This window comes from Mycobacterium sp. E1747, from assembly GCF_001667775.1.
GTDB lineage: Bacteria > Actinomycetota > Actinomycetes > Mycobacteriales > Mycobacteriaceae > Mycobacterium.
Genome location: NZ_LZJI01000077.1, coordinates 1 through 25,205, shown reverse-complemented (window position 1 = coordinate 25,205; position 25,205 = coordinate 1). Strand labels below are relative to the sequence as shown.

General features: G+C 68.7%; 19 protein-coding genes, 3 pseudogenes and 1 riboswitch. Of the genes and pseudogenes, 11 read left to right on the top strand and 11 right to left on the bottom strand.

Translation table 11 applies throughout. The features are described 5' to 3' along the window. Nucleotides 1-166 (top strand): hypothetical protein (locus A5695_RS27385; protein WP_156749478.1); only part of this gene is annotated, 166 nt, incomplete at its 5' end. A gap of 4 nt (nt 167-170) precedes the next feature. On the opposite strand, the gene A5695_RS08325 is transcribed toward A5695_RS27385, so the two are convergent. Next, nucleotides 171-1,760 carry a FadD7 family fatty acid--CoA ligase gene (locus A5695_RS08325; RefSeq protein WP_068079878.1) on the bottom strand — a complete coding sequence of 530 codons (1,590 nt, stop codon included), beginning with the start codon at nt 1,758-1,760 and terminating at the stop codon, nt 171-173. 255 nt (nt 1,761-2,015) lie between these two features. Between A5695_RS08325 and oxc the strand changes: the two genes are divergently transcribed. Next, nucleotides 2,016-3,746, top strand: a complete 1,731-nt coding sequence (gene oxc / locus A5695_RS08320) for an oxalyl-CoA decarboxylase (RefSeq protein ID WP_068079876.1) — start codon at nt 2,016-2,018, stop codon at nt 3,744-3,746. Here the strand turns inward: oxc and A5695_RS08315 are convergent. Beyond that, nucleotides 3,730-4,662: a LysR family transcriptional regulator gene (locus tag A5695_RS08315; RefSeq protein ID WP_068079883.1), complete on the bottom strand. Its 933-nt coding sequence runs from the start codon at nt 4,660-4,662 to the stop codon at nt 3,730-3,732. The genes oxc and A5695_RS08315 overlap by 17 nt on opposite strands. A gap of 395 nt (nt 4,663-5,057) precedes the next feature. Between A5695_RS08315 and A5695_RS08310 the strand changes: the two genes are divergently transcribed. The 3 genes from A5695_RS08310 (at nt 5,058) to A5695_RS08300 (ending at nt 10,650) form a co-directional block, all read left to right on the top strand. Then, a complete protein-coding gene (locus A5695_RS08310; RefSeq protein WP_068079882.1) occupies nt 5,058-5,813 on the top strand; it encodes a L,D-transpeptidase family protein in 756 nt (251 codons plus the stop codon). Nucleotides 5,814-5,967: 154 nt separating this feature from the next. After that, nucleotides 5,968-9,558: a carboxylic acid reductase gene (car, locus tag A5695_RS08305; RefSeq protein WP_068079874.1), complete on the top strand. Its 3,591-nt coding sequence runs from the start codon at nt 5,968-5,970 to the stop codon at nt 9,556-9,558. Nucleotides 9,559-9,705: 147 nt separating this feature from the next. Next, a complete protein-coding gene (locus A5695_RS08300; protein WP_068079872.1) occupies nt 9,706-10,650 on the top strand; it encodes an NADP-dependent oxidoreductase in 945 nt (314 codons plus the stop codon). On the opposite strand, the gene A5695_RS28355 is transcribed toward A5695_RS08300, so the two are convergent. Continuing rightward, nucleotides 10,642-10,809 carry a hypothetical protein gene (locus A5695_RS28355; protein WP_156749518.1) on the bottom strand — a complete coding sequence of 56 codons (168 nt, stop codon included), beginning with the start codon at nt 10,807-10,809 and terminating at the stop codon, nt 10,642-10,644. The two genes, A5695_RS08300 and A5695_RS28355, sit on opposite strands and share 9 nt — an antisense overlap. A gap of 19 nt (nt 10,810-10,828) precedes the next feature. Then, on the bottom strand, nt 10,829-11,038 hold the full coding sequence (locus tag A5695_RS08295; RefSeq protein WP_068079870.1) for a hypothetical protein: 210 nt from the start codon (nt 11,036-11,038) through the stop codon (nt 10,829-10,831). A gap of 274 nt (nt 11,039-11,312) precedes the next feature. After that, nucleotides 11,313-11,496, bottom strand: a riboswitch (M-box (ykoK) riboswitch). A gap of 125 nt (nt 11,497-11,621) precedes the next feature. Between A5695_RS08295 and A5695_RS08290 the strand changes: the two genes are divergently transcribed. Continuing rightward, nucleotides 11,622-12,281 carry an O-methyltransferase gene (locus tag A5695_RS08290; protein ID WP_068079868.1) on the top strand — a complete coding sequence of 220 codons (660 nt, stop codon included), beginning with the start codon at nt 11,622-11,624 and terminating at the stop codon, nt 12,279-12,281. Here the strand turns inward: A5695_RS08290 and A5695_RS08285 are convergent. Beyond that, nucleotides 12,278-14,281, bottom strand: coding sequence for an acyltransferase family protein (locus A5695_RS08285; protein WP_068079866.1), 2,004 nt, complete (start codon nt 14,279-14,281; stop codon nt 12,278-12,280). The two genes, A5695_RS08290 and A5695_RS08285, sit on opposite strands and share 4 nt — an antisense overlap. A 359-nt stretch (nt 14,282-14,640) precedes the next feature. Between A5695_RS08285 and A5695_RS08280 the strand changes: the two genes are divergently transcribed. Beyond that, nucleotides 14,641-15,660, top strand: coding sequence for a zinc-dependent alcohol dehydrogenase family protein (locus A5695_RS08280; protein WP_068079864.1), 1,020 nt, complete (start codon nt 14,641-14,643; stop codon nt 15,658-15,660). An 11-nt stretch (nt 15,661-15,671) separates the two neighbouring features. Here A5695_RS08280 and A5695_RS08275 read toward each other — a convergent pair whose 3' ends face one another. The 4 genes from A5695_RS08275 to A5695_RS08260 form a co-directional block, all read right to left on the bottom strand. After that, complete coding sequence (locus A5695_RS08275; RefSeq protein ID WP_068079862.1) at nt 15,672-16,445, bottom strand: SDR family NAD(P)-dependent oxidoreductase; 774 nt, start codon at nt 16,443-16,445, stop codon at nt 15,672-15,674. Nucleotide 16,446: 1 nt separating this feature from the next. Beyond that, nucleotides 16,447-18,060, bottom strand: coding sequence for an AMP-binding protein (locus A5695_RS08270; RefSeq protein ID WP_068079860.1), 1,614 nt, complete (start codon nt 18,058-18,060; stop codon nt 16,447-16,449). Nucleotides 18,061-18,192: 132 nt separating this feature from the next. Next, entirely contained in the window at nt 18,193-18,654 is a 462-nt protein-coding gene (locus A5695_RS08265) for an SRPBCC family protein (RefSeq protein WP_068079858.1), read from the bottom strand. Next, nucleotides 18,651-19,517 carry a rhomboid family intramembrane serine protease gene (locus tag A5695_RS08260; RefSeq protein WP_082945902.1) on the bottom strand — a complete coding sequence of 289 codons (867 nt, stop codon included), beginning with the start codon at nt 19,515-19,517 and terminating at the stop codon, nt 18,651-18,653. The genes A5695_RS08265 and A5695_RS08260 overlap by 4 nt, the downstream gene beginning before the upstream one ends. A 101-nt stretch (nt 19,518-19,618) precedes the next feature. Between A5695_RS08260 and A5695_RS28965 the strand changes: the two are divergent. Together A5695_RS28965 and A5695_RS29500 are read left to right on the top strand one after the other, a co-directional pair. Beyond that, nucleotides 19,619-19,708, top strand: a pseudogene (locus tag A5695_RS28965) (nuclear transport factor 2 family protein); the annotation flags it as partial. A gap of 105 nt (nt 19,709-19,813) precedes the next feature. Continuing rightward, a complete protein-coding gene (locus A5695_RS29500; protein ID WP_082945901.1) occupies nt 19,814-20,038 on the top strand; it encodes a hypothetical protein in 225 nt (74 codons plus the stop codon). A 99-nt stretch (nt 20,039-20,137) separates the two neighbouring features. On the opposite strand, the gene A5695_RS08250 is transcribed toward A5695_RS29500, so the two are convergent. Both A5695_RS08250 and A5695_RS08245 read right to left on the bottom strand, forming a co-directional pair. Next, nucleotides 20,138-20,875 (bottom strand): DUF899 domain-containing protein, encoded by a 738-nt coding sequence (locus A5695_RS08250; protein WP_068079880.1) that lies wholly within the window; start codon nt 20,873-20,875, stop codon nt 20,138-20,140. A gap of 28 nt (nt 20,876-20,903) precedes the next feature. Next, nucleotides 20,904-21,683, bottom strand: a complete 780-nt coding sequence (locus A5695_RS08245; RefSeq protein ID WP_068079853.1) for an SDR family oxidoreductase — start codon at nt 21,681-21,683, stop codon at nt 20,904-20,906. Nucleotides 21,684-21,830: 147 nt separating this feature from the next. Here A5695_RS08245 and A5695_RS08240 point away from each other — a divergent pair. Both A5695_RS08240 and A5695_RS08235 read left to right on the top strand, forming a co-directional pair. Continuing rightward, nucleotides 21,831-22,786 (top strand): annotated as a pseudogene (locus tag A5695_RS08240) (sigma-70 family RNA polymerase sigma factor). Nucleotides 22,787-22,936: 150 nt separating this feature from the next. Further along, nucleotides 22,937-25,205, top strand: a pseudogene (locus A5695_RS08235) (cation-translocating P-type ATPase); the annotation flags it as partial.

Below are 25,205 nucleotides of genomic sequence, written 5' to 3'. Positions count from 1 at the left end.
CCACGAACGCACGCTGGTCAAAGCCGAGGTGCCCCAGGTGGAGTTGACGCGCTACGCGATCGACCTGCGCTCGCTGGCTCACGGAGCCGCGTCGTTCACCCGCGCCTTCGCCCGTTACGAGCCCATGCCCGAGACCGCGGCCACCCGGGTCAAGGCCAGCGTCTGAACCGTCATGCCCGGCCGCCGAACTGCTCGGCGACGGCGCGGCGGTCCAGCGAGCCCTTCGCGGTGTGCGGCAGCTCCGCCGCCTGCTGAAAGCTGGCCGGCACCTCGAACGGCGCCAGCCGGTCGCGGCCGAACGCCGCGAGCTCCTCCGCGGTCGGTGCGGCCGATCCCCGGGGAACGATCACCGCGGCCACCGCCTCGCCGTACAGCTTGTCAGGAACCCCGAAGACGGCGACCTCCAGCACGCCGGGATGGCTGGCCAGCACACCCTCGACGCGTTCCGGGGAGATCTTCTCCCCGCCCCGGTTGATAAGTTCCTTGATGCGGCCGCGGATGATCAGCTCGCCCGTTGCCGACAGCGTTCCCAGGTCGCCGGTGCGCAGCCACCCGTCGGTGAAATTGGCCGCCGTGATCGCCGGGTCGCCGAGGTAGCCCCGTACGATGGTGGATCCTCGGAGCCAGACCTCGCCGACCTCTCCCGCCGGCACCGGCCGGCCGTCGGGCCCGACGATCCTGATTTCCGGCCCAGTCGATCGGCCCACCAGACCCGCTGTCGCACCGGGGTTTTCGCTGTTCCCTATTTCGGTCGTCGCCACCTGATGGGTGGCCTCGGTCATGCCGAAGGCGCAGACCACCGGGGCGCCGAACGTGTCCTGCAGCGCCTGGGCCGCTTCGGCGGTCAGCGGCGCGCTGCAGCTGCGGATGAACCGCAACGCGGCATTGCCCGGCCGGTCGCTGCCGGCCCGCTCCAAGAGGATCTGGTGGATCGTCGGCACTGCCGTGTACCAGGTGGCGCGCACGGCGTCGACGTCGTCCCAGAAGGTGTGGGCCGAGAACCGTCCGCGGGCGGGCAACAACACCGCGCCACCCGACACCAGGGTCGCCAGCAGCGCGGCGAGCAGCCCGTGACCGTGGTAGAGCGGCATCACCGCCACCGTGGCGTCGCGCGGTCCGAGGTCGTATCCGGCGATGATCGCCCGCACGGAGGCGGCGATGTTGCCGCGCGTCCACGGGACCATCTTCGGCACGCCGGTGGTGCCGCCGGTGAACATGATCATGGCGTCGTCGTCGCACAGACCTTCCGGCGTCGAAAACCCCTGCGCCCGAGGCGCTGTCGCGGCCAAGCGCGCCGTCGGGGCGCCCTCCGTAGCACCGACCGTGACTGCGAGCGGCCACCAGGGCACGGCCTGTTCGCCTTGGGCCTCGGGTGCGTCGCCGTCGATGAGCACCGCCCCGGCCCCGACGGCCTCGCTACGGGTGTGTTGCTCACCGGCCGGCAACGCCGGATCCAGCGGAACCGCAACCAGATCGGCCCGCGAAGCCGCCAGTAGCCCCACGACGAATTCGGCGTTGCTTGCGCAGCGCAGCGCGACGCGGTCACCCGCCCGGAGGCCGGCCCGCCGCAGCTGCCCGGCCAGGTCGTCCACCAGCCGAACCAGATCGCGGTAGCTCAGCGGTATCCGCTCGGCGGTGACGACAAGGGCGGGCGCCTCCGGGGTCCGGCGTGCTGCCTCCGCGACCAAGTCCGCGATGCGTGCATCCCCGGTCTCCGCCGACTCCGTGCCCCGGCTGCTGACGATCGCCTCAGACCCCATCGCTTCGCTCCTTTTCGCTTCGCCGTCACGAGCAACTGCTCGAACCATGCCGGGTGACCCGCCCACCGGTCCAATACCGAATCGCTCACGACCGATAACCAACGGCTATCGACTCCGCGAAAGGGGTCTGGCCAGCGCCGATAGACGGGGTGAATCACGGCATAGCGGCCCGGTCTTGGACACCCGCCGGGCGGCGGCGTCAGAGTAAGGCGCAGGCTGTACTTCACCTCCGACCAGACGTGAGGAGTCACCACCATGACCGCAGTTTCGGCATCGCCAGGCCAAGCCCAGGGGTCCGCGCGGCTGATCGACGGCTTCCACCTGGTGGTGGAGGCGCTCAAGGCTAACGACGTGGCGACGATCTACGGGATCGTCGGCATCCCGATCACCGACCTTGCCCGCGTCGCGCAGGCGTCCGGCATCCGCTACATCGGTTTCCGGCAGGAGACTTCGGCCGGTAATGCGGCCGCCGCCGCCGGTTTCCTCACCCGGCGGCCGGGCGTGTGCCTCACGACGTCGGGGCCCGGCTTCCTCAACGGGTTGCCGGCGCTCGCCAACGCCACCACGAATTGCTTCCCGATGATCCAGATCTCGGGCTCGAGCAATCGGGCGCTGGTCGATCTGCAGCGCGGCGACTACCAGGACATCGATCAGCTCAACGCGGCACGGCCGTTCGCCAAGGCCGTCTACCGGATCAACCGGATCGAGGACATCGGGCGAGGCGTCGCGCGCGCCATGCGCACCGCGATCTCCGGCCGTCCCGGCGGCGTCTACCTCGACATCCCCGGTGACGTGCTGGGGCAGGCCATGGACGCCGCGGCAGGCGCGGACACCGTCTGGCGGATCGTCGACCCAGCGCCACGGCAGCTGCCGGCACCCGATGCGGTCGAGCGCGCGCTGCAGCTGCTGGCGCGAGCGGAGCGACCGTTGATCGTGCTCGGCAAGGGCGCGGCATATGCCCAGGCCGACAGCGTGATTCGCGACTTCGTGGAGACCAGCGGGATTCCCTTCCTGCCGATGTCGATGGCCAAGGGCCTGCTGCCGGATTCGCACCCGCAGTCCGCGGCGGCCGCGCGCTCGCTCGCCCTCGCCCGCGCGGACGTCGTGTTGTTGGTCGGCGCGCGGCTGAACTGGCTTCTCGGACACGGGGATTCGCCGCAGTGGTCGGCAACAGCCAAGTTCATCCAGGTCGACATAGCGCCCGCGGAGTTCGACAGCAACCAGCCGATCGCGGCGCCCCTGGCCGGTGACATCGGCTCGGTGATGACGGCGTTGCGTGACGGCTTGACCGCCTACCCCGTCACCGTCCCCGCGGAATGGACCGGGGACCTGGCCGAACGCACCGCACGCAACGACGCAAAGATGCGCGAGCGGCTGGCCGAAGACCCCCGCCCAATGCGCTTCTACAACGCGCTCGGCGCGATTCGTGCTGTGCTGCAGGATAACCCGGACACTTACGTGGTCAACGAGGGCGCCAACGCGCTGGACCTGGCCCGCAACGTCATCGGCATAGAGGCACCGCGGCACCGGCTGGACACGGGTACCTGGGGCGTCATGGGCATCGGCATGGGCTACGCCATCGCCGCCGCCGTCGAAACCGGCCAGCCCGTGGTCGCGATCGAGGGGGACAGCGCGTTCGGCTTCAGCGGAATGGAAGTCGAAACCATTTGCCGGTACCGCCTGCCGGTGACGGTCGTCATCCTCAACAATGGTGGCGTCTACCGCGGCGACGAGGCCCCCAATGGGTCCGACCCGGCACCTACCGTGCTCAACGCTCGCGCGCGTCACGAGCTGATCGCGGAAGCATTCGGCGGCAAGGGATATCACGTCGCCACCCCGTCGGAGTTGCGCTCGGCACTGTCCGAGGCGATCGGCTCCGGCGCACCGACGATCATCGACTGCGAGCTCGACCCGGCGGCGGGGGTGGAGAGCGGGCATCTGGCAAGCTTGAACCCGACCAGCAAGGCGGTCAGCGCCGGTGGGTGATACGCGACAGCAGCGCGTCGAAGAACTCGTTCAGCGATAGCTGCGCGGCCGACGCGGCGAGCGCCCGAGCGATCGGCGACCCCGGGCCGCCGGAATGGGTGGCCACGGCGATGTCCGCCGTGACCATCGGGTCGACCATCCGAACCGCGCGGACCTGCGGGCCCAACGGCGACGTCCACAACCAAGTGTGCGGCACAATACAAGCCCAGTTGCCCGCGGCGGCTTGCGCGAATAGCGAAGCGACCGAGTCGGTTTCGACCTGCGGCGACACCTCGATGGCGTGGTCGGCGAAGGCCTTGTCGATGATCTGACGGTCGCGCATGTCTGCCGTGAGCAACGCCAGCGGCAACTGCGCGGCCTCCGGCCAGGTCATCGTCGATGCGGCGGACCCCAACATATCCGCCGGGGACAGCAGCACATAGTGCTCCCGGTACAGCGGTACCAGGTTCACCTCATGGGCCTCGTCGGGCTCCGCATGCACGATCGCGGCGTCCAGTTCGAATTCCCGCAGCCGCCGGTACAGTTCGGTGCCCGCCAGCCGGGAAAGGATGTGCACCTTCGCCAATGGGTGCTCCGAGCAGAACGCGGAGAGCACCAGCGAGGCCGTCGTGGAGGCGGTGGGCACCGTGCCCAGGCGGAGCGTGCCGGTGATGCCGGACCGCACCGCATGCACCTCGGCCTTGAACGCGTCGTGCTCGGCGAGAATCCGCCTGGCCCACACCACCAACCGCTCCCCTTCGGGCGTGAGGCCCTCGAAGCTGTGGCCACGATTGATCAGCGTGACGTTCAGCTCCCGTTCCAGCTTGGCGATCGCCGCGGAGAGCGCTGGTTGAGAGACGAAGCACTTCTCTGCCGCGCGGGCGAAGTGGCGCTCCTGTGCGACCGCGACGAAATACTCCAGCTGACGGAAGAGCACCCACACCTCCTCGGCCCGAAGGAGTTTTGCTGAGGCTAACGCGTCACCGGCGCCCCAGCCAATCCGCGGGTCGACGGGGACACTCGGCGGCACGCGACGGCGGGGCGGGCCGAACTCGCCCCGCATCCCGAAAGCGACTGCGCTGGTGGGAAAACCCGCAGCGGTGATGAGCCCGCGCAAGGCGGCCGTTTATCTCTCGCCAATTGTGGTAATTCTCATCAGACCGGGCCAGGGCCCGCCATGAATCGAGCACCCACCGACATGGCGGAATCCAAGCGATGATCGGATCGCTACCGCAAAGCGGCGAACCCGCCAAAGTTTGCTGAAAGCGGCAGCGCCGAGACAGCCAGTAGAATAATCTGGTGTTTATCGCACCATACCGAAGGGTGGACGCCATGCGCCGCGGTGTTCGTTATCTGTTTGTTATGGTCGCGATCACGACGCTGAGCCTCGTCGGAGCGACCGGCCGCACCCACGCCGCCATTCCGGCACCCCAGCCCCTGCCCGGAATCGCCGCGGTTTTGCCGGCCGACGGCGCGGTGGTCGGGGTCGCGCATCCGGTGGTGGTGACTTTCACGGCACCCGTCGGTGACCGCGCCGCCGTCGAGCGGTCCATCCACGTGACGTCGCCGAGCAACACGCCGGGACACTTCGAGTGGGTCAAGGACGATGTCGTGCAGTGGGTGCCCAACCAGTACTGGCCGTCCCACACCCACGTCTCGGTCGGGATCCAAGCCCTCACTACGGGATTCGACACCGGTGACGCGCTGCTCGGCGTTGCCAGCATCTCCGGGCACACGTTCACCGTCAGCCGAAACGGCGAGGTTCTGCGCACCATGCCCGCTTCGATGGGCAAGCCCAGCCGGCCCACTCCGATCGGCAACTTCACCGCTCTGGAAAAGGAACGGTCCGTCGTGATGGATTCGCGGACCATTGGCATCCCGCTGAGTTCGCCCGAGGGATACAAGATCACCGCCCAGTACGCCGTCCGCGTCACGTGGAGTGGCGTCTACGTGCATTCGGCACCGTGGTCGGTCGACTCCCAGGGTTACGCCAACGTGAGCCATGGTTGCATCAACCTCAGCCCCGACAACGCCGCCTGGTACTTCAACCAGGTGAACGTCGGCGACCCGATCCAGGTCGTGGCCTGATCCTCGCCTGATCCTTCGCCCGCAGGCGCCCATGTGAAAATCGCGCGGTCCGCCCCGCCCAATATCCTGTGACGACCGTCACAACGATTGAACGGAAGGCCGGCCTGTATCGGTGAGTTTCCGGTAGGGCGAGGATCCGAGCGGGAGGCTGTTGATGACGGGTGATGCGGAGCACGAAGAGTCGACCGTTGCGGGTGCGAGCGGTCCGGCGCGCGAGCGGGCGGCCGGCCGGATTCGCCAACTGGACGCCGAGGACGAGCAGTTCCACAGCGCCAAGCCGGACGCGTCGCTCCAGCGGTCGGCCCGCCGGCCGGGGCTGAGGCTGACCGAGATTCTGCAGACCTTCGTCGATGGTTACGGTGATCGCCCGGTACTGGGCTGGCGGGCACGCTCGTTGGTCACCGATCCCGAAAGCGGCCGCACCACTGCGCAATTGCTTCCCAGATTCGAGACGATCAGCTACCGCGACCTGTGGGCCAACGTGGGAGCCATCGCCACCGCCTGGCGACACGACCGCGCCAACCCGGTCACGCCGGGGGACTTTGTGGCCACAGTCGGCTTTGCCAGCGCCGAATACCTGACCCTCGATCTGGTCTGCGGTTACCTCGGGCTGGTCGCGGTGCCGCTGCAGCACAACGCCACGGCATCCCGGTTGCGGCCCATCGTCGCCGAGGTCGAGCCGCGCGTGCTCGCGGCGGGCGCCGGCTACCTCGACCTGGCCGTCGAGGCGGCGCTGGGCAGCGCGTCGTTGCGGCGCCTGGTGGTCTTCGACTACTCCCCCCAAATCGACGATCACCGTGAGGCTTTGGCCCGTGCGCGGGCGAAGCTTTCGGCCGCAGGCATGCCGGTGACGATGGAGACGTTCGACGAGCTGATCGACCGCGGCCGCGTTCTACCGTCCGAGCCGGCGTACGCCGGTGACACCGACGAGCGGCTGGCCATGATCATGTACACCTCGGGCAGCACCGGGTTGCCCAAGGGGGCCATGTACACCGAGCGCATGCTGTGCAAGCTGTGGACCAACGAGCTGATGCCCGACTTCGCGGACACACCCGTGTTCAACGTCAATTTCATGCCACTCAACCACCTCGGCGGGCGCATACCGCTATCGACGGCGTTCCAGGCGGGAGGCACCAGCTACTTCGTCCCCGAGAGCGACCTGTCCACGCTGTTCGACGACTGGAACCTGGTGCGCCCCACCGAGATGGGATTGGTGCCCCGGGTGGCGGAAATGCTGTACCAGCGCTACCAAAGCGGCGTCGACCGGCGGGTCGACCAGGGAGCAGATGCGGAAGCCGCGGAAGCCGAGGCGCGTGCCGAGTTGCGCGAGCGGGTGTTGGGCGGACGCATCGTCACCGCCTTCTGCGGCACCGCACCGCTGGCGGCCGAGATGAGGGCCTTCGTGGAGAGTTGCCTCGAGGTCCACGTACTCGACGGTTACGGGCTGACCGAGGTCGGGATGGTGACCAAGGACGGCCGGATCGCTGCGCCCCCGGTACTGGACTACAAGCTCATCGACGTTCCCGAACTGGGTTATTTCCTCACCGACAAGCCCTTTCCCCGGGGCGAGCTGCTGGTCAAGTCGCTGACGGCCACGCCCGGATACTTCAAGCGACCGGATGTCACCGCAAACGCCTTCGACGCGCAGGGCTATTACCGGACCGGCGACGTGATGGCCGAGTTGGAGCCGAACCGCCTCGCCTATGTCGACCGCCGCAACAACGTATTGAAGCTCGCCCAAGGCGAATTCGTCGCGGTCGCCCGCCTGGAGGCCCTGTTCAGCAGCGCGGCCCTGATTCGCCAGATCTTCGTCTACGGCAACAGCGAACGGCCTTACCTGCTGGCCGTGATCGTGCCGACCGCCGACGCGTTGGACCGGTTCGCCGGCGACGCCGACGGGCTCAAGAACGCACTCCACGAATCCCTGCGCCAGACAGCCAAACTCGCCGAGCTGCAGTCCTATGAGGTGCCCGCCGACTTTCTCGTCGAGCTCGAGCCGTTCAGCGAGGACAACGGCCTGCTGTCCGGGGTGGGCAAGCTACTCCGGCCGAAGCTCAAGGAGCACTACGGCGAGCGGCTCGAGCAGCTGTATGAGGATTTGGCCGCCAATCGGGTGAGCGAATTGCGCGCCCTGCGTGAGGGAGCGGCGGACCGGCCGGTCATCGACACGCTAGCCCGTGCCGCGGAAGCACTGCTGGGGCTCGTCGGTGGCCCGCCCGAACCTGGCGCCCTGTTCGTCGAACTCGGCGGGGACTCCTTGTCGGCGTTGACCTTTTCCAACCTGCTGCGGGACATCTTCGACGTAGAGGTGCCGGTCGGAATGATCATCGGTCCGGCCGCCGACCTGGCCCAACTCGCGGAATTCGTTACGGCCGGGCGCCAATCGGAATCGCGGCGCCCGACGTTCGCGTCCGTGCACGGAAGGCACGCCGCCAAGGCCCGCGCGGCTGATCTCACGTTGGAAAAGTTCCTCGACCCGAAGGCCCTGGCCGAAGCACCGACCCTGCGGCGAGCCACCGGCACGCCACACACGGTGCTGTTGACCGGCGCCAACGGCTATCTCGGCCGCTTTCTGTGCCTGGAATGGCTGGAGCGGCTCGCCAAGACCGGCGGAAAACTCGTCTGCATCGTGCGCGGCACCGACGCCGCGGTGGCCGCCAAGCGGCTCGAAGATGTCTACCGCAGCGGTGATCCGCATCTGCTCGATCGCTTCCGCGAATTGGCGGCCGACCACCTTGAGGTCATCGCCGGGGACATCGGCGAGCCGAGCCTGGGGCTGGACCAGGCGACGTGGGACCGGCTGGCCCGCAGCGTCGACATGATCGTTCACCCGGCGGCGCTGGTCAATCACGTGCTGCCGTACGAACAGCTGTTTGGGCCCAATGTCGTTGGCACCGCGGAAATCATCCGGCTGGCACTCACCGCGCGCATCAAACCGGTTACGTACCTGTCGACGGTCGCGGTGGCGATGTCGGTCGATCCGGCCGAGTTCACCGAAGATGGCGATATCCGCACAATCAGTCCGGTGCGGCCGATCGGATCTGGCTATGCCAACGGGTACGCCAACAGCAAGTGGGCGGGAGAGGTGCTGCTGCGCGAGGCGCACGATCTGTGCGGGCTCCCGGTCGCCGTCTTCCGGTCCGACATGATCCTCGCCCACAGCCGCTACGCCGGGCAGCTGAATGTGCCGGATGCCTTCACGCGGTTGATCTTCAGCCTGCTGGTCACGGGCATCGCGCCGTCGTCGTTCTACGCGGCGACCACCACCGGTGACCGGGCCCGGGCTCACTACGACGGCCTGCCCGCGGACTTCGTGGCCGAGGCCGTGACGGCGCTCGGCGAGCAGCTCGCGACGGCCGACGACGAGCCGGAGCCGTCCGGGACGTTCCGCTCCTTCGACGTGATGAACCCGCACGACGACGGCATCTCCCTGGACGTGTTTGTGGACTGGTTGATCGCCGACGGCCACGACATTCGGCGCATCGAGGATTACGACGAGTGGCTTCGACGATTCGGTACGGCCCTCCGGGCCCTGCCGGACAAGCAGCGGCAACAATCAGTGCTGCCGTTGCTGGACGCCTACCGCCAGCCGGAGAGGCCGCTTCGCGGCGCGCCGGCCCCGACGGAAGTTTTCCGCGCGGCGGTCCAGGCGGCGAAAATCGGTGCGGACAAGGACATTCCGCACCTGTCGGCCGACCTGATCGCCAAGTACGTGTTCGACCTGCGGTTGCTCGGCCTGGTGTAGCGGCTAGCCGCGCACATGGACGTTCCGTCGGCGCCTGGGCCGGTGGCGCTGTCGAAGGTGGGCCATCGACGACGGGCAATGGGTACCCGTTGTTGCGTGCCTATGCTGGCGTCAAGGAAGGATGCTCGCGGTGAGAGGGGGATCGCCATGACGGCTGCTGCGGCGCGGGCCGTACGGTTCGACCGGTATGGGGGCCGCGAGGTGTTGTACGTGGCCGACGTCGACATGCCCAGACCCGGGCCCGGCGAGGTGGTCGTCGAGATTCGCGCCGCCGGGATCAACCCCGGCGAGGCGGCCATCCGAAGCGGCGCGATGCACGAGATGTTTCCCGCGACCTTCCCGTCCGGGGAGGGCAGCGACCTTGCCGGGGTGGTGACCGAGGTAGGCCCTGGCGTCGGCGAATTCGCGGTGGGCGACGAGGTCTTGGGGTTCAGCTTCCGCCGATCCAGCCACGCAACCCATGCCGCGGTCCCGGTGGGCCAGCTGATTGGCAAACCGCCTCAACTCAGTTGGGAGGTGGCGGGTTCGCTCTACGTCGTCGGTGCGACGGCGTATGCGGCTGTGCGGGCGGTGGCACCCCAACCGGATGAGACGGTCGGCGTCTCGGCGGCCGCGGGCGGGGTGGGGAGCATCGCAGTGCAACTTTTGGTGCGCCGCGAGGCGCGGGTGCTCGGCATCGCCGGACCGGGCAACGCCGACTGGCTGCGCGCCCACGGCGTCACCCCGATCCCGTATGGGGACGGGCTCGCTGATCGGCTGCGCGAGGCGGCACCGTCTGGAATCGACGCGTTCATCGACCTGTTCGGCCCCGACTACGTGCAGCTCGCCGTCGATCTCGGCGTCCCACCCGAGCGAATCGACACCATCATCTCGTTCCAGAAGGCCGCCGAAGTGGGCGCCAAGACCGAAGGCAGCGCCGAAGCGTCGACGCCGGAGGTGTTGGCCGAGATGGCCGACCTCGTCGCCAGTGGCGCGATCGATTTCGAAGTCGCCGCCACCTATCCGCTGGATCGGGTCGCCGACGCCTACGAAGAACTCGAGAAGCGCCACACTCGCGGCAAAATCGTTCTGCTGCCCACGGATTCACCATGACACGGAGGGGCCGACGACTTCGGCCTGGACGATCTCGACCACCTCCCGCGCGACCCCGGCGGCGGGATAGGCCGGCAGGGCGAACAGCCGCACGTGACCGGAGTCGTTGGTGCGGACGGGTTGACGGCGCGGATGGCCCTCGGATGAGACGGGGGCCATGGTGTCCTGGCCCCGATCGTCACCCGCGGTAGCCGGCCGAGGGGTGCCCGCCCAGCGAGGCCGTGACCACCGCGATCGGCATCCGCGACACGTACAGGTTGGCGCGCTCCTGGGGAGTCAGGGCGCTCCGCGCATGAAACTTGGTCGCCAGCAGGCGTGCCGACCGCAGCAGCGCCCGGCCGCGCCCCCCGGTGGGGCCGGTAAAACGGTGTGTGACAACAAAAGCCATGATCTTCTCCTTTTTAGAAGGGCCCGATCGGCTCAGGTCAGGCGGACAGCAACGGCGGGTGGCAGGCGCTTCGATGCGCGCGATTTACCGGCGATGGTCCGCGAAAGCTCAAGCGGTGGAACGAATGCCGGAACCGGATCGGGACAAGACGGATTTCGGATAGGGACTATCGCCTGGACTCATCTCGCCCTCACCTCCTCACGGCCACGACACGCGCGGGTGTCATTCCTTGTCACCTGAAACGGGAGAGGAACGAATGCCGGCGACGACGCCGACCGCACCCCTCTCGTCGGAGCTTCGGCACTGCACGGCGTATCCGGAACTCACCGATGGTGTTCCGGAAGCCACTTGGGCTCAACCCTTGGGTCCGGGAAGAGCTGTCCTGACCCGGGGCGTCTCTCGACGTTCGGGGTCAGTGGCCTGTGTCCGTGCAGACGCCTCACCTACCGAGGTGCTTGCGAAGACCTTTTTACACCGCGGCCCGATACCCGTCAAACTCAATTGGGTAACCATTGCGGCAGGTCGTGGGCCCTGCGCGCGCTGCGCAGCCGCTCGCCCCCAACCGACGCCTACCCTCGACGGCATGGCGAACACTCTCAAAGATCCGAACGTCGCGTCCGTGCTCGACCGCATGTACACCGAAGCGAAGGACCAGATGTCGCTGTTGCGTGCGCGGCATGGCGACTTCGACCGGCCGATGACCGCGCAGGAGCGGGCCGACGCGATGAGCGAGTTCTACATCCCGGTCACGCCCGAGGCCGGCCGATTGCTCTACGCCCTGGTGCGCGCGACGCGTCCCGCGACGGTCGTCGAGTTCGGCATGTCGTTCGGCATCTCCGCCGTCCACCTCGCGTCGGCGGTACGCGACAACGGCGCCGGCCGGGTGGTGACGACCGAACTCAACGACTCCAAGATCGCGACGGCACGACAGACGTTCGCCCAGACGGGGCTCGACGACGTGATCACCATCCTCGAAGGCGACGCGCTGGCCACGCTGGCCGGCCTGGACGGACCGGTCGATTTCGTCCTGCTCGACGGTTGGAAGGACCTGTACCTGCCGGTGCTCGAGCTGCTCGAACCGCGGCTGTCCACGGGTGCGTTGGTGGTCGCCGACAACACCAGCGCCGCCGACACCCAGCCCTATCTGGACCGGGTCCGGGATCCCGAGAACGGTTACGTCAGCTTCAACTTCGCCGTCCGGGACAGCGACAGCATGGAAATAAGTTGCCGCACCGGGACTTAACGCAGCGATTCCTCGAGCCACGGCGTCAACCACTTCACCCCTTCGGGCGTGAGGTGGACGCCGTCGCTGCGCACCTTGATGCCGTCCACCTTGGCGGTGTAAACGCCGTCCGGGCATAGCTTTTTGTTCAGGTCCAGGATTTGCACGCCGCTGTGATGGCTCACCGTCTTGCGCAGCATCGTGTTCCACAGGTTGACCCGATCCGGCTGGTCCTCCGGATACAGACGCCCGTCCGGCTTTTCGCCGCCCCGGCTGTACGGCACGGTCGCGACTACCACTCGAACGCCGGTGGAACCCACGATGTTCAGCGCCCGCTCCAGCTCACCGTTGAGGTATGCGTCGAAGGTGGGATCACCGATGTGGGTCCACTGACCCTCGTTGACGCGGTCGACGGTTTCCCAGCGTCCGATGACCAACAGCGCGACGTCGGGTCGGTCCTGGGCGACCTGGGTCGACCATCTGATCGGCCAGCCGTCGCACTCGGGCCGCTGTTCCAGGGTCTGCCCGATGTACCGATACGGCGTGCCGCGCACCAGGCTGCAGCCGATGACGGTGTGGTCGAGGAACGCGAATCCCGGTGTCGGCGGCAGGTAATGCATCCACGTCCACCCGATCGAATCGCCGAATACCGAAACGGTGAACGGCCGGTTGGGATCGCGGGGACCGGTGGGGCGGCCGGCGCCGGGCGGCGACGGGGACACGGCGGCGACGGCCGAGACTCCCGGCGGTAGGCCGGCCTCGCGCAACCCGGGCCCGGTACCCACCGGGACCACCAGCAGGGTCACGGCGGCCGCGCTCGCCACGGTCGCCGCCGCCAACGGCAACAGCGGCACCCGCGCCGGCCGCCAGCGCCGGATCGGCTGCTCGATCAGCCACCAGGACGCCGCCGCCAGCACCACCGTGACGCCGCACCGCGCGGCGAACAGCGGCAGCCCGCTCCATCCGGTGCGTTCGCCGTTGAGCGCCAAGAAGATTGGCCAATGCCACAAGTAGACGCCGTAGGAGATGGTGCCCAGCCACACCAGCGGCGGCGCGGCCAGGATGCGGGCGACCGCCCCGCGCTGCTCCAAGGCCACCGGCGCCACGACGAGGACGGATGCGATCGCGACCCCGATGAGCAGACCGTGGCGGAATTCGCCGCTCCCGCCGGTCGCGTAGTGGGTCGCCGCCGCCAGCCCCGTCAACCCGACCAGCGGCAGAACCCGGGCGACGCGCCGCGCCCACCGGGTTCGGATCAGGCACCACCCGCGGTTCAGCGACGGCCAGTCGCGGACCAGCAGCGCCGCCGCCGCGGCGCCGATCAGCAGCGCCTGTGCGCGGGTATCGGTGCCGAAGTAGACGCGATCCCGGGTGCCGTCGGACACCATCACCATGGCGACCGCCGCCGAACCCAAGGCCCCCACGGTGGCGATGACGAACGTCGCGAATCGGACACCGCCGACGGTGGCACGGGTGAAGCGGCGCCTCGCGCGCGCGGCCAACAGCAGCGTCACCGCGATCAGCAGCACCGGCCACACGAAGTAGTACTGCTCCTCCACCCCGAGCGACCAGGTGTGCTGCAGCGGCGAGGGCGGTGCGCCCTGAGTGAAATAGTCGGTCTTCTGGGCGACGAACCGCCAGTTCGCCATCCACAGGAACGCCGCGATCGCGTCGTCGCGCAGGCCGGTGAGCGAGCGGTCCGGAAGAAATTGGCGCGCCGCGCCCACCGTGAGCACCATCAACACCAGGGCCGGCAGTAGCCGGCGCGCCCGGCGAATCCAGAAGCCGGTTAGCTCAATACGGCCGGTTCGGCCCAGCTCGTCCAACAGCAGTGAGGTAATCAGGAATCCGCTCAGCACGAAGAAGACGTCGACACCGATGAATCCGCCGCCCACCCCGGGGATACCGCCGTGCCCGACGAGCACCAGAGCGACGGCGATCGCGCGCAGCCCGTCGAGCGCCGGAATCCCGCTGCGCCGCTCCGGTGAGTCCCAGATCGCCAGCCGACCGGCCCTGCGCACGGGAGCGACCCACCGGGTCCGCCGACCACGACGAGCCGGCGCGGGATGGGTCCCGCCCGGCTCAGCGCTCGCGGTTAGCGCGCCCTGACCACCTTGTCGCCCGGCGCCATCGTTGATGCCGATACGTCGCTGCCCCTCCTCTTGATCGGAGCCAGCTTAAAGGCGGCGGTGGCGGTTGCGCGGAAGACACGCAACGGTTTTCCGACTTCGTCGGAAAGTTCGAGCGGCGCGGCTGAGCTCCGGTAGCGACGGCCCGCCGACCTGGGCGCGAACGCGCGAGCCGCACCGGCGCGCGCGGCCCGACGGCCTCGCGACTAGGGTCGGGAACGACCAAACGGTGGTGCAGAGGAAGGTTCACCATGCGCGGCGTCGTGATGCATGCCCCGGGGGACGTGCGAGTCGAAGACCGGGGCGACCCCGAGATCATTCATCCGACGGACGCGATCATCAAGATGTCGGCGACCTGCATCTGCGGTTCGGATCTGTGGCCGTATCGCGGCGCCGACGAGGTGCACGACGCCCCGATGGGACACGAATACGTGGGCATCGTGGAAGAGGTCGGCAGCGAAGTTCGCGGCGTCAAGCCCGGCCAATTCGTCGTCGGCTCGTTCGTCACTTCGGACAACACCTGCGAGATCTGCCAGGCGGGCTACCAGAGCCGCTGCGTGCACGGTGAGCTTATGGGCCACATCGGCACCCAGGCCCAGTACGCGCGCATCCCGCTGGCCGACGGCACCCTGGTGGCCACGCCCGAGGTGCCGCCCGCCGAGATGATCCCCAGCCTGCTGGCGGCCTCCGACGTGTTGGGCACCGGCTGGTTCGCTGCGGTGGCGGCCGAGGCCGGTCCCGGCAAGACCGTCACGGTGGTAGGTGACGGAGCGGTCGGACTGCTCGGGGTCCTGGCCGCCAGGCAACTCGGCGCCGAGCGGGTCATCGCGATGAGTCGGCACCGCGATCGCCAAGCCTTGGCCCGCGAATTCGGAGCGACGGACATCGTCGAAGAACGCGGCGACGAAGGTGTGGCCAGGATCAAGGACCTGACCAACGGCCTCGGCGCCCACAGCGTCGTCGAGGCGGTCGGCACCCAGCAATCGATGATGCAGGCGATCTCCTGCACGCGACCGGGCGGTCACGTCGGCTACGTCGGCCTCTCGCACGACGTCGCGCTGCCCGGCGATGAGCTGTTCTTCTCCCTGGTCCACCTGCACGGCGGCCTCGCGCCGGTACGTCGATTCCTGCCCGAGTTGATCAGACTGATCTGGAACAACGAGATCAATCCGGGCAAGGTGTTCGATCTGAACCTGCCGCTCCAGGACGCCGCCGAAGGTTACAAGGCGATGGACGAACGTCGCGCGGTCAAGGTGCTACTCACCGTCTGAGGACCGACTGCTCAGCGCTCGACCCACCGCGAGTTCAACGCGAAGTCCGACAGATACTTCGTGGAACTCCAGCCGCCATCGACGACGATTGTCTGCCCGTTGATGAAACTGCCACCCGGGGAACACAGGAAGGCAACGGTGCTGGCCATGTCGTCGATGGTTCCCAGCCGCTGATGCGGCGTCATCTCGGTGTTGATTCTTCGGAACCTCTCGTCTTGCAAACGCTTCTCGACCATCGCAGTGACCGTCACTCCCGGCGCCACGGCGTTGCATCGGATGCCGGCCGCCCCGTACTGGCAGGCGATGTGGGTGGTGAGTGCGGTCAGCCCGCCCTTGGCCGCCGAGTAGGCGCCGCCGCGCAGGCCGCCGACGACGGCGAAGGTCGACGTGATGTTGATGATCGCCGACCCGGGCCTCATGTGCGGCAACACCTCCCGCGCCAGCCTGAACGGTGCCCGCAGCATCAAACTCAGGAAATAGTCCAGTGTTTCGTCATCGGTCTCGTGCAGCGGTTTGGGGCTGCCCACCCCGGCGTTGTTGATCAGGAAGTCGACGTGGCCCCAGCGGCTGAGCGCGATGTCCACGATGCGGCCCGGCGCGTCGTCTTGGGTCAGATCGACCGCGAGGGTCGCGACACGGCTCGGATCGTTGATGGACCTTTCCAGCTCGGCCAGCCGGCCCCGGTCCCGGCCCGTACCGACGATCGCCATCCCCATCTCGGCGAGTTTCGTCGCGCAGCCCAGGCCGATGCCGCTGCTTGCTCCCGTAACGATCGCAACCTGCATGTCACCCGTCCACCTTCGTCAGTGCCACCTTGATCTGCTGCTTGAGCACCTTTCCCGCATCGTTCTTCGGCAGCGTGTCCCAGAAGACGACCTGTTCTGGCGCCTTGAATTTGGCGACGCCCTTGCTCTGCAGCAGGGCAAGCAGGCTCGTGACGTCCGGCCGGGACGAACCCGCGGGAACGATCACGGCGCACGCGCGCTCTCCGGTGCGGTCGTCGGGGAGCCCCACCACCGCGATCTCGGCCACGCCGGGATGATCGGCCAGCAAGTCTTCGACCTCCTTGGCCGAGATGTTCTCGCCGTTGCGGATGATGACGTCCTTGGCCCTGCCGGTCACCACCAGGTATTGGCCATCGACCCAGCGTCCCAGGTCGCCCGTGCGGAAATAGCCTGCCTCGTCGAACGATTCGGCCTCATCCTCGGGGTGCAGGTACCCCAGCAGCATTTGCGGGCCCCGGACGCAGATTTCACCCTCGCCGGCCGGCGCCGCCTCGTGCGCGGCCAGTTTGATCTCGGCGATGCCGGCGCGCCCGTCGGTGTCGGCGGCGCGAGCCGTCTCGTCTCGCCTTAGCGCGCCGACCGTCGTGACCGGCACTTCCGTACAGCCGTACACCCGGGTGATCACCGCCCGGTCAAAATACGCACCGGCCCGCCGGATCAATGACGGCGACACGGCGGCGCCACCACAGATGAACACCTTCAACGCGGGCAGCCGGCTGCCGGCGCGCTCGGCGGCCGACAGCAGCTGTTGCAGAAACGGTGTCGCCCCGGCCATGTGGGTGCACCGCTCGCCGTCCATCAGCGTCACCGCCACCGAGGGGTCCCACCGGTCCATCAGGATCGCGGACGTGCCCAAAAGCAGCGGACACTCGAACGCGTAGATCGACCCGCCGATGTGCGCGACCGGTGACGGCACCAGGAACGCGTCACCTGGGTTGACGTCCCAATGATCACGGATTTGGCAAATCAGTGCATAGATCGAATTATGGCTGTGCAGAACACCTTTCGGGCGTCCCGAGGTGCCGGAGGTATACAGGACCATCCGCACGGCATCGGGATCTAGGCTCGGCAACTGCGTCGAGTCCGACCGCTGGGCCAGCAGCTGCGGGTACGGCGTGTGCGGGCCGCCTTGCCCCGTTTCGGAGCCGCGCAGCACCACCACTTCGGGCGCCCGCTCCATCGCGGCCATCACGCCGTCGAGCATCGCCACGTAGTCGTGACCGCCGAACCGGTGCGGGACGAAGATCATGGCGGCGCCGACGTCTTCGAGGATGAAGCGCAGCTCGCGGTCGCGCAGCGACGGCAGGATCGGGTTCACCACCATCCCGGCCAGGGTGGCGGCCAGATAGACGACCGCGGCCTCGTGCCAGTTCGGCAGCATGAAGGACACGGCGCTGCCCTGCGGAATCCGCGCCAGCAGGGCGTTCGCCAACCCGGCGGCCTGGGCGTAGAGCGTGGCAGCGTCGAGCCGAATGTTCCCGTCTACCAGCACAACCCGCTGCGGTGTAGTCGCCGCGGCCACCCGCAGGGAGTCGGCCAGCGTGGTATCAACCCACAGCTCGCGCCGGTAGGCGTCCGCCGCGCGTGCGGGATCTTGGCGAGCCGGGGCGATCACCGCAACAACCTAATCTTTCACGCGGCGCATTGTCATCGACTACCGGAAATCCGAGGACAGGTGGGACGAGTTCCCGGAGGCCAAGAGCATCCTGGGCTACGCGCCCGAGTAGGGCGGTCACCAGCGCGCCGATCAGCGGGTCTCGAAGTGGCGGCGGATGCCGGCCAGCATCGCGATGTGCGCCCTGACGGCTTCACGAGTGGTCATCGGGGCCAGCGGCCGGGGCGCCGCTATCCGGATTCGCTCGGTGACGCGCGTACCCGCCGGGGTCGGCTCGAAGCTCACCCGCCCGCGCAGGCGCACCCCCGGCGACTGATCCGCCTCGGTCAGCACGTCGCCCTCCGCCGCCACCCGCAGCCGTGCCCGGTAGCTGATCGTCATCGCTAACGGCCCCAACGCAATCCGGTCCCGCACCCGATAGCTGAGGGTGACCCCGTCCGGGCTTTCACCGCGCGCCAACATCTCCACGGACACGATCAGCGGGTGCACCAGCTTGATGTTGTCCAAATCCACATAGAAATCGCGGACCTCGGCCGGCGGCGCGGGCACTTCCTCTGTCAGCGTGCGCTCGGCGTGGGCGACCAACCAGCTCACGCCGAGAACTCCAGAAGCAGCTGACCCGTCCGCCACCAGATCAGCACGGCGAACGCCGCCAGCACGATGATGGTCACGGCGGCCTGGATCGTATTGCGGCGCTCCTTCGGCGGGTAGACGTAGGCCACGGCGACCAGCGCACCCGTGACCAGCCCGCCCACGTGCGCCTGCCAGCTGATCCGCTGCGAACTGAACAACGGCACCAGGAATGTGAAGATCAGGTTGATCGCGATCACCGCCACCACCCAGCGGACGTCGAAGGCCAGCCGCCTGCCCACCACGAAGGTCGCGCCGAACAGGCCGAAGATCGCGCCCGAGGCACCCGCCGTCGCCGTGTCGAGGGGCGACACCAAATAGACCAGCACCGAACCTCCCAGCCCGCTCAGCGCGTACAGCGCGCCGAAACGCAGTCGGCCCAGCCACATTTCGAGCGGCGGGCCCACCACATACAGCGCCCACATGTTGAACAGCAGATGCGTCGCGCCATAGTGCAGGAATGCCGACGTCACCAGGCGGTAGAACTGGCCATCGGCGACCGCAGGCGGCCACAGCGCGAGCTGCTTCTCCAGGTTCCCCGACGCCATCTGCAAGACGAAGGCCACCACGTTGATGCCGATCAGGGCGTAGGTGAGCACCGGGGTCGCCGACCGCTGCCTCCCGCCGAACCGGGTGCGGGGCGCCCGGATGGTCCGCGCGCCGGCCCGCACACACTCCACGCACTGGTGACCGACGGCGGCGCTGCGCATGCAGTCCCCGCAGATATAGCGCTCGCAGCGGTTGCACCGGACGTATGTCGGGCGGCCCGGATGCCGATAGCAACTCGGAGCCGCGGGCGGCGAATCCGGCGTGGTGGGTGCGCTCATCGCCCTATTCTTGCCTGCGCCGCCGAGGCGGGCGCAGCGCATTAGCAAAGCTGTTCTCTGCCCACCCCGGTGCGCCTAGTGTTCTCTCCTGTGGAGTCGACATGAGCACCGGAGTGGTCGAGCGCTACCTGGAGTGCCTGGCCGCACACGACTGGGACGGTCTTGCCGCAACGATCGCCGATGACGGGCTGATCTCTCACGTCAGCGTGTTCTTCAAGCAGCCCGCCGCGCGGTGAATCGCCCGGGCGGCCACAAAAGTATTCCCTCACCCGCGAATTTGACCTAGCGTGTGACGGGTGAAATCAAACGGAAGCCCGGAATCGGTGCCCGTCGAAACATTGCACTCAGGTGATCCGATCATGGATTGCGGCCAGCGGTACATAGTCCTCGAATCGAAGGCCGTCGGCGACAGCTGTGTGGTCCTCGAGCTCGAATCCAGGGTGGATCACCAGCTGCAGGTCATCGAGAAGTCTTTCCCGGCGGGCTACCACGTCAACAGGGCGAATCACCGAATCTTATAGCCCGAATTACACGGCGGAATATTTGCGCGAGTAGCCGTTGGACGGCTACCGCGCATTCGTGTTATTCGGACTGAAGACGCGAAAAACGGGCGGCCGCATTTAACGGGTGCGCGCCGGCCGAGGGTCGTTGGGATTGTCCGGATCGGGATCGCCGAACCACCGCGACGGCGCCCGTTCGCCGTATGCGTCGTGCCATTCCCACCACTCGTATGGCGCGGTTTGCGGGTACCCGGCCGGCGAGTCCTCCCACTCCTCCTGGCGTCCGAGCGCGGTCATGTCGAGATAGCTCCAGGTGTCGCCCAGCGCTTCGTCGCCGCGGTTGTTGATGAAGTAGGTACGGAACACGCGCTCACCGTCGTGGATGAACGCGTTCGTGCCGTGCCATTGGTCCACGTCGAAGTCGGCGTCGAAACTGTCGGTGATCGTGTACCACGGCATCTGCCAGCCCATCCGGGTCTTCAGCCGCGCGATGTCGGCTTGGGGCGCCCGGGAAGCGAACACCAGCGTGGTGTCGCGGGCGTTCAGGTGGGCGAGGTGCCCCACGTGGTCGGCGATCATCGAGCAGCCGCGGCACGCGTGATCGGGCCAGCCGTCCACGCCCGGCTCGAAGAAGGCGCGGTAGACGATCAGCTGACGCCGCCCCGCGAACAAGCCCAGCAGGCTGACCCGGCCCTCGGCTCCCTCGAACGCGTACTCCCGCTCGACGGCCAGCCATGGCATCCGCCGCCGTGCCGCCGCCAGGGCGTCGTGGGCTCGCATCACTTCCTTCTCTTTCACCAGTAGCTGTTCGCGCGCGGCGGCCCAGTCCCGCGCCGACACGATAGGGGGTGTGTGCATGTCGTTGTCCTCCTTGGGTTTCACGGCCTCAGGCCACCGCCGACAGGCCGGCTGATGTGAGCAGGTACGCGTCCGGTGTCGCGGAGTCCTCGGTCGCGATCGCCAGTACCGAGCGGCCCACCTGCTCGGCGGTCAGCGCGGCCCCGGCGGCCCTTATGAACGACTCGACGTCAACCCCTTGCCGTTCGGCGTACGCCGCGACGGCTTTGGCGCCGAGGTCGGTCGCCGGCGTCAACCGCGGCAAGACGGACACGAAGCGGATGCCCAGTCCGGCCCCCTCCGACTCGATGGCGGCGTAGCTGGCGACGAACCTGACCGCCGCCTTCGCCCCCGCGTAGCCGCCGCTCAATGGCGACCCGGCGAGGGCGGCGCCGCTGGACATGACGATCACCGAGCTGCCCGGGGCCAGCGGACGCCGCAGCGCGTAGCGGGTCCAGTGAAACGCCTGCGCGACATCGACATTCCAGTTTTGGCTGAAGCTGTGCCAGCTTTGGTCCTGCAGCGGAACCATGTGGGGTGCGGCCCCGGCGCAGAGGACCAGTGTGCGCGGCCGGTATTCGTCGAGGAGCCGCCGCGCCGTCGCGGGGTCGGCGGCGTCGGCGGCGTCGGCGGCGACCGGGACGAAACCGTCGCCGAGTTCGGCGCGCACGTCCTCGAGACCGGACACGCTGCGCGCGACGCCGACCACCCCGGCGCCGGCCGCAGCCAGGGCGCCGGCGATGGCGCGGCCGAACCCGCGGCTTGCCCCGGTCACGATCGCCGTGCTGCCGGCCAGCCCACCCGATGGGAAGGTCAGGGGCTCGTTCATGTTCGTCCTCGCTCTCAACGGAAGGTGCGTTCACCAATTGAGATGCGGCGCGGCACGCGAATTCATCGCCGCCGCACCGATGATTTTCGCCCGCGCGCCGTCTCTGTACTGGAGTAGCGTTCGAACCCAGCCGAGACAGGAGAGGCCGTGCCGGCCCAAGAGGACTTCATCGCGCAGGCGGCGCCGTTTCGTGCCGAGCTGATCGCGCATTGTTACCGCATGCTCGGGTCGGTGCACGACGCCGAGGATCTCGTGCAGGAGACCTATCTCAACGGCTGGCGCGGCTATCAGGCGTTCGAGGAACGCGCGGCGTTGCGGACGTGGCTGTACCGGATCGCGACGACCGCCTGCCTGCGGGCGCTGCAGAACCGCGCCCGCCGGGTGCTGCCGGCCGGGCTGGGCGGCGGATCGATCGATCCGGACGCCAGCATCGACGCGACCGGCGGCGCACACGAATGGCTGGAACCCCTTCCCGACTCAGTGATGTTTCCCACCCCGAGGACAACGTCGCCGCGCGACAAAGCCTGCGACTGGCCGTGATGACCGCCCTCCAAGAGCTGCCCGCCCGTCAGCGCGCGGTGCTCATCCTGCGCGACGTGGTGCAGTTCAGCGCCGCAGAGGTCGCCGAACTCCTCGAGACGACTCCCGCCGCGGTCAACAGCTCGCTGCAGCGGGCGAGGGCCCGGCTCGCCGAGCTCTCCCCCGCCGAGGAGAGCCTCTCGGAGCCCGACGACGCCGAGCGCCGCGCGCTGCTCGACCGGTACTGCGCGGCGTTCGAAAACGCGGACATGGCCGCGCTCACCGCGCTGCTGCAAGCGGACGTGAAGCTCGAAATGCCGCCTCTCCCTGTCTGGTTCGCCGGCCGCGGCCCGGTGTTGGGATTCCTCGGCGCGCGCGCCTTCGCCAAGCCCGGTGAAATCGCGATGATCCCGACGGGCGCCAACACGCAACCCGCGGTCGCCGAGTACCGCCGCGGCGCCGACGGGACGATGCAGGCCCATTCCATTCACGTCCTCACCGCCGGCGCCGACGGGGTCGCCACCATCACGGTCTTCCTGGACCCCGGCCTGTTCAGCACGTTTGGTTTTCCGCCCAGCCGGTAACCTGTCCGCAGGGACGCGACTCACCGCCGGTTAGGAGAAAGAAGGAACTAACCCACCGGAGTCCTCGGTGTCGTCGCAGCTCCAAATGTGGACAGGTCCCCTGCGCCCCAGGATCATTAGGCGCGGTAGACGCAATCGAAGGGTGACCGAGTGAGGATTCCGGGCGTTGCCAGCGTCGTCGCCGGCATCACCGACGGAGCGGCGCAGGTGATGCGAGCCGGCGTGTCCACCGCGGCCGGCGCCGCGGGTGCGCTGCAGACGTTGGCCAACCCGGTCGCCGAACTGGCGGTCCCGGTAGTGCAGTCGGTGGCCCAAACGACCGGCCGGGCAGTCGGATTGACCGGCGCCGCCAGCGGTTCCGGTCCCACCGTCACGCCGCCGATCCGCTGGCAAAGCGGGCGCCGGGTACATCTGGACCTGGATCCGCTGCTGCCGTTTCCGGGCTGGCACGAGCACGCGCCGACGGTTGAGGAGCCCGTCCGCCGGATTCCGGGAGTCGCCTCCGCCCACGTCGAGGGCGCCCTCGGCCGGCTGGTGATCGAAGTCGAGAACGAAGCCGACGCCGACGCCGTTCTGGACCGGGTCCGGGACACGGTCTGCGGCGTGGCGGCGGACCTGAGGCTGGTCACTTCGAAGGACGCACCCCGCACCGCCCCGTTCGCCGATCCCGGAAACCCGTTGGCGATCCTGGTCCCCTTCAGCGCCGCGGCGATGGACGTGGCGGCCATTGGCGCCGCGGTGACCGGCTGGTTAGGCCGGCTCCCGGTCGCGCCGCTCAGCGCGCGCGCCGCCGCCGCGCTGCTCAACCACCAACCGCGCGTCGTCGCCGTGCTCGAGTCGCGCCTGGGTCGCGTCGGTACCGACATCGCGCTCAGCGCGTCGACCGCGCTGGCCAACGGGCTGACCCAGGCGGTCGGCACACCGTTGCTGGATTTGGCGCAACGCAGCCTGCAGGTATCCGAGGCGGCGGCGCACCGCCAGCGATGGCGGGAACGCGAACCGGAGCTCGCCTCGCCCACCCGCCCGCAGGCCCCGGTGGTGCCCGTCATATCGTCGGCCGGGCCGAGATCGCAAGCACCCCGGCATAATTCCGCGGCCACCTCCGCGGGAGAAGCGTCCCATGTGGTGGTGGGCGGCGCGATCGCCGCCGCCATCGACACCGCGAAGGGATCGATGGCCGGGCCGGTCGAGGAGTACGCGGACCAAGCCGCGAACGCCTCGCTGGTGGCCGCCGCTGGAGCGTTGTTGGCCGGGGGCGGCACCGAGAATGCGGCCGGCGCCCTGCTTGCCGGCGTGCCCAGGGCGGCGCACACGGGCCGGCAGGCATTCGCGGCCGTGCTGGGCCGCGGGTTGGCCAACGCCGGGCAACTGTTTCTCGACCCGGGCGCCTTGCGGCGACTGGACCGGGTCAAGGTCGTCGTCATCGACGGCGCCGCGCTGCGGGGCGACAACCGCGCCGTGCTGCAGGCGCGGGGCGACGTACCCGGGTGGGACGAGGACCGCGTCTACGAGGTCGCCGATGCGCTGCTGCATGGCGAGGAGGCGCCCGAACCGGACCCCGACGAGTTGCCGGCTACGGGCGCGCGCCTGCGGTGGGTCCGGGCGCAGGGCTCGTCGGCGACACCGGCGCAGGGCCTCGAACACGCCGATCTGGTGGTTGACGGCGAGCGCGTGGGCAGCGTCGACGTCGGCTGGGAGGTTGACCCGTTCGCCATCCCGCTGCTGCAGATCGCGCACCGGACCGGCGCACGGGTGGTGTTGCGCCACGTCGCCGGCACCGAGGACCTGACCGCCAGCGTCGCCGTCAGCCACCCCCCGGGCACTCCCCTGCTGCAGCTGGTGCGCGACCTGCGCACGGACCGCGGGCCCGTGCTGCTGATCACCGCGCTGCACCGTGACTTCGCCTCGACCGACACCCTGGCCGCGTTGGCCATCGCCGACGTCGGCGTCGCGCTCGACGACCCCCAGGCCGCGACGCCGTGGACCGCGGACATCATCACCGGCACGGACCTGGCCGCGGCGGTGCGCATCCTGTCGGCGCTGCCGGTGGCCAGGGAGGCCACGGAGTCGGCGGTGCGCCTGGCCAAGGGCGGGAGCACCCTGGCTGGGCTGTTGCTCGTCACCGGCGACCCGCGCACCCTGAGCCCGTTCGCCGTGCAGCGCTGGCTGAATCCGGTCAACGCCGCCGCCGCGGCCGCGCTGATGCAGGGCACCTTCGCGGCCTCGCGGGTGCTTCGGCTGGCCGATCCGACACCCCAACCGCTGACCGCATGGCACGCGCTGGACCCCGAGATCGTTTACTCCCGGTTGGCCAGCCGCACGCGGCCCCTGGCCGTCGAGCCCGGCGTCGCGCCCTGGCGGCAGCTCCTCGACGACCTGTCCTACAACCCGATTGTCGCGCCGCTGCGCGGGCCGGCGA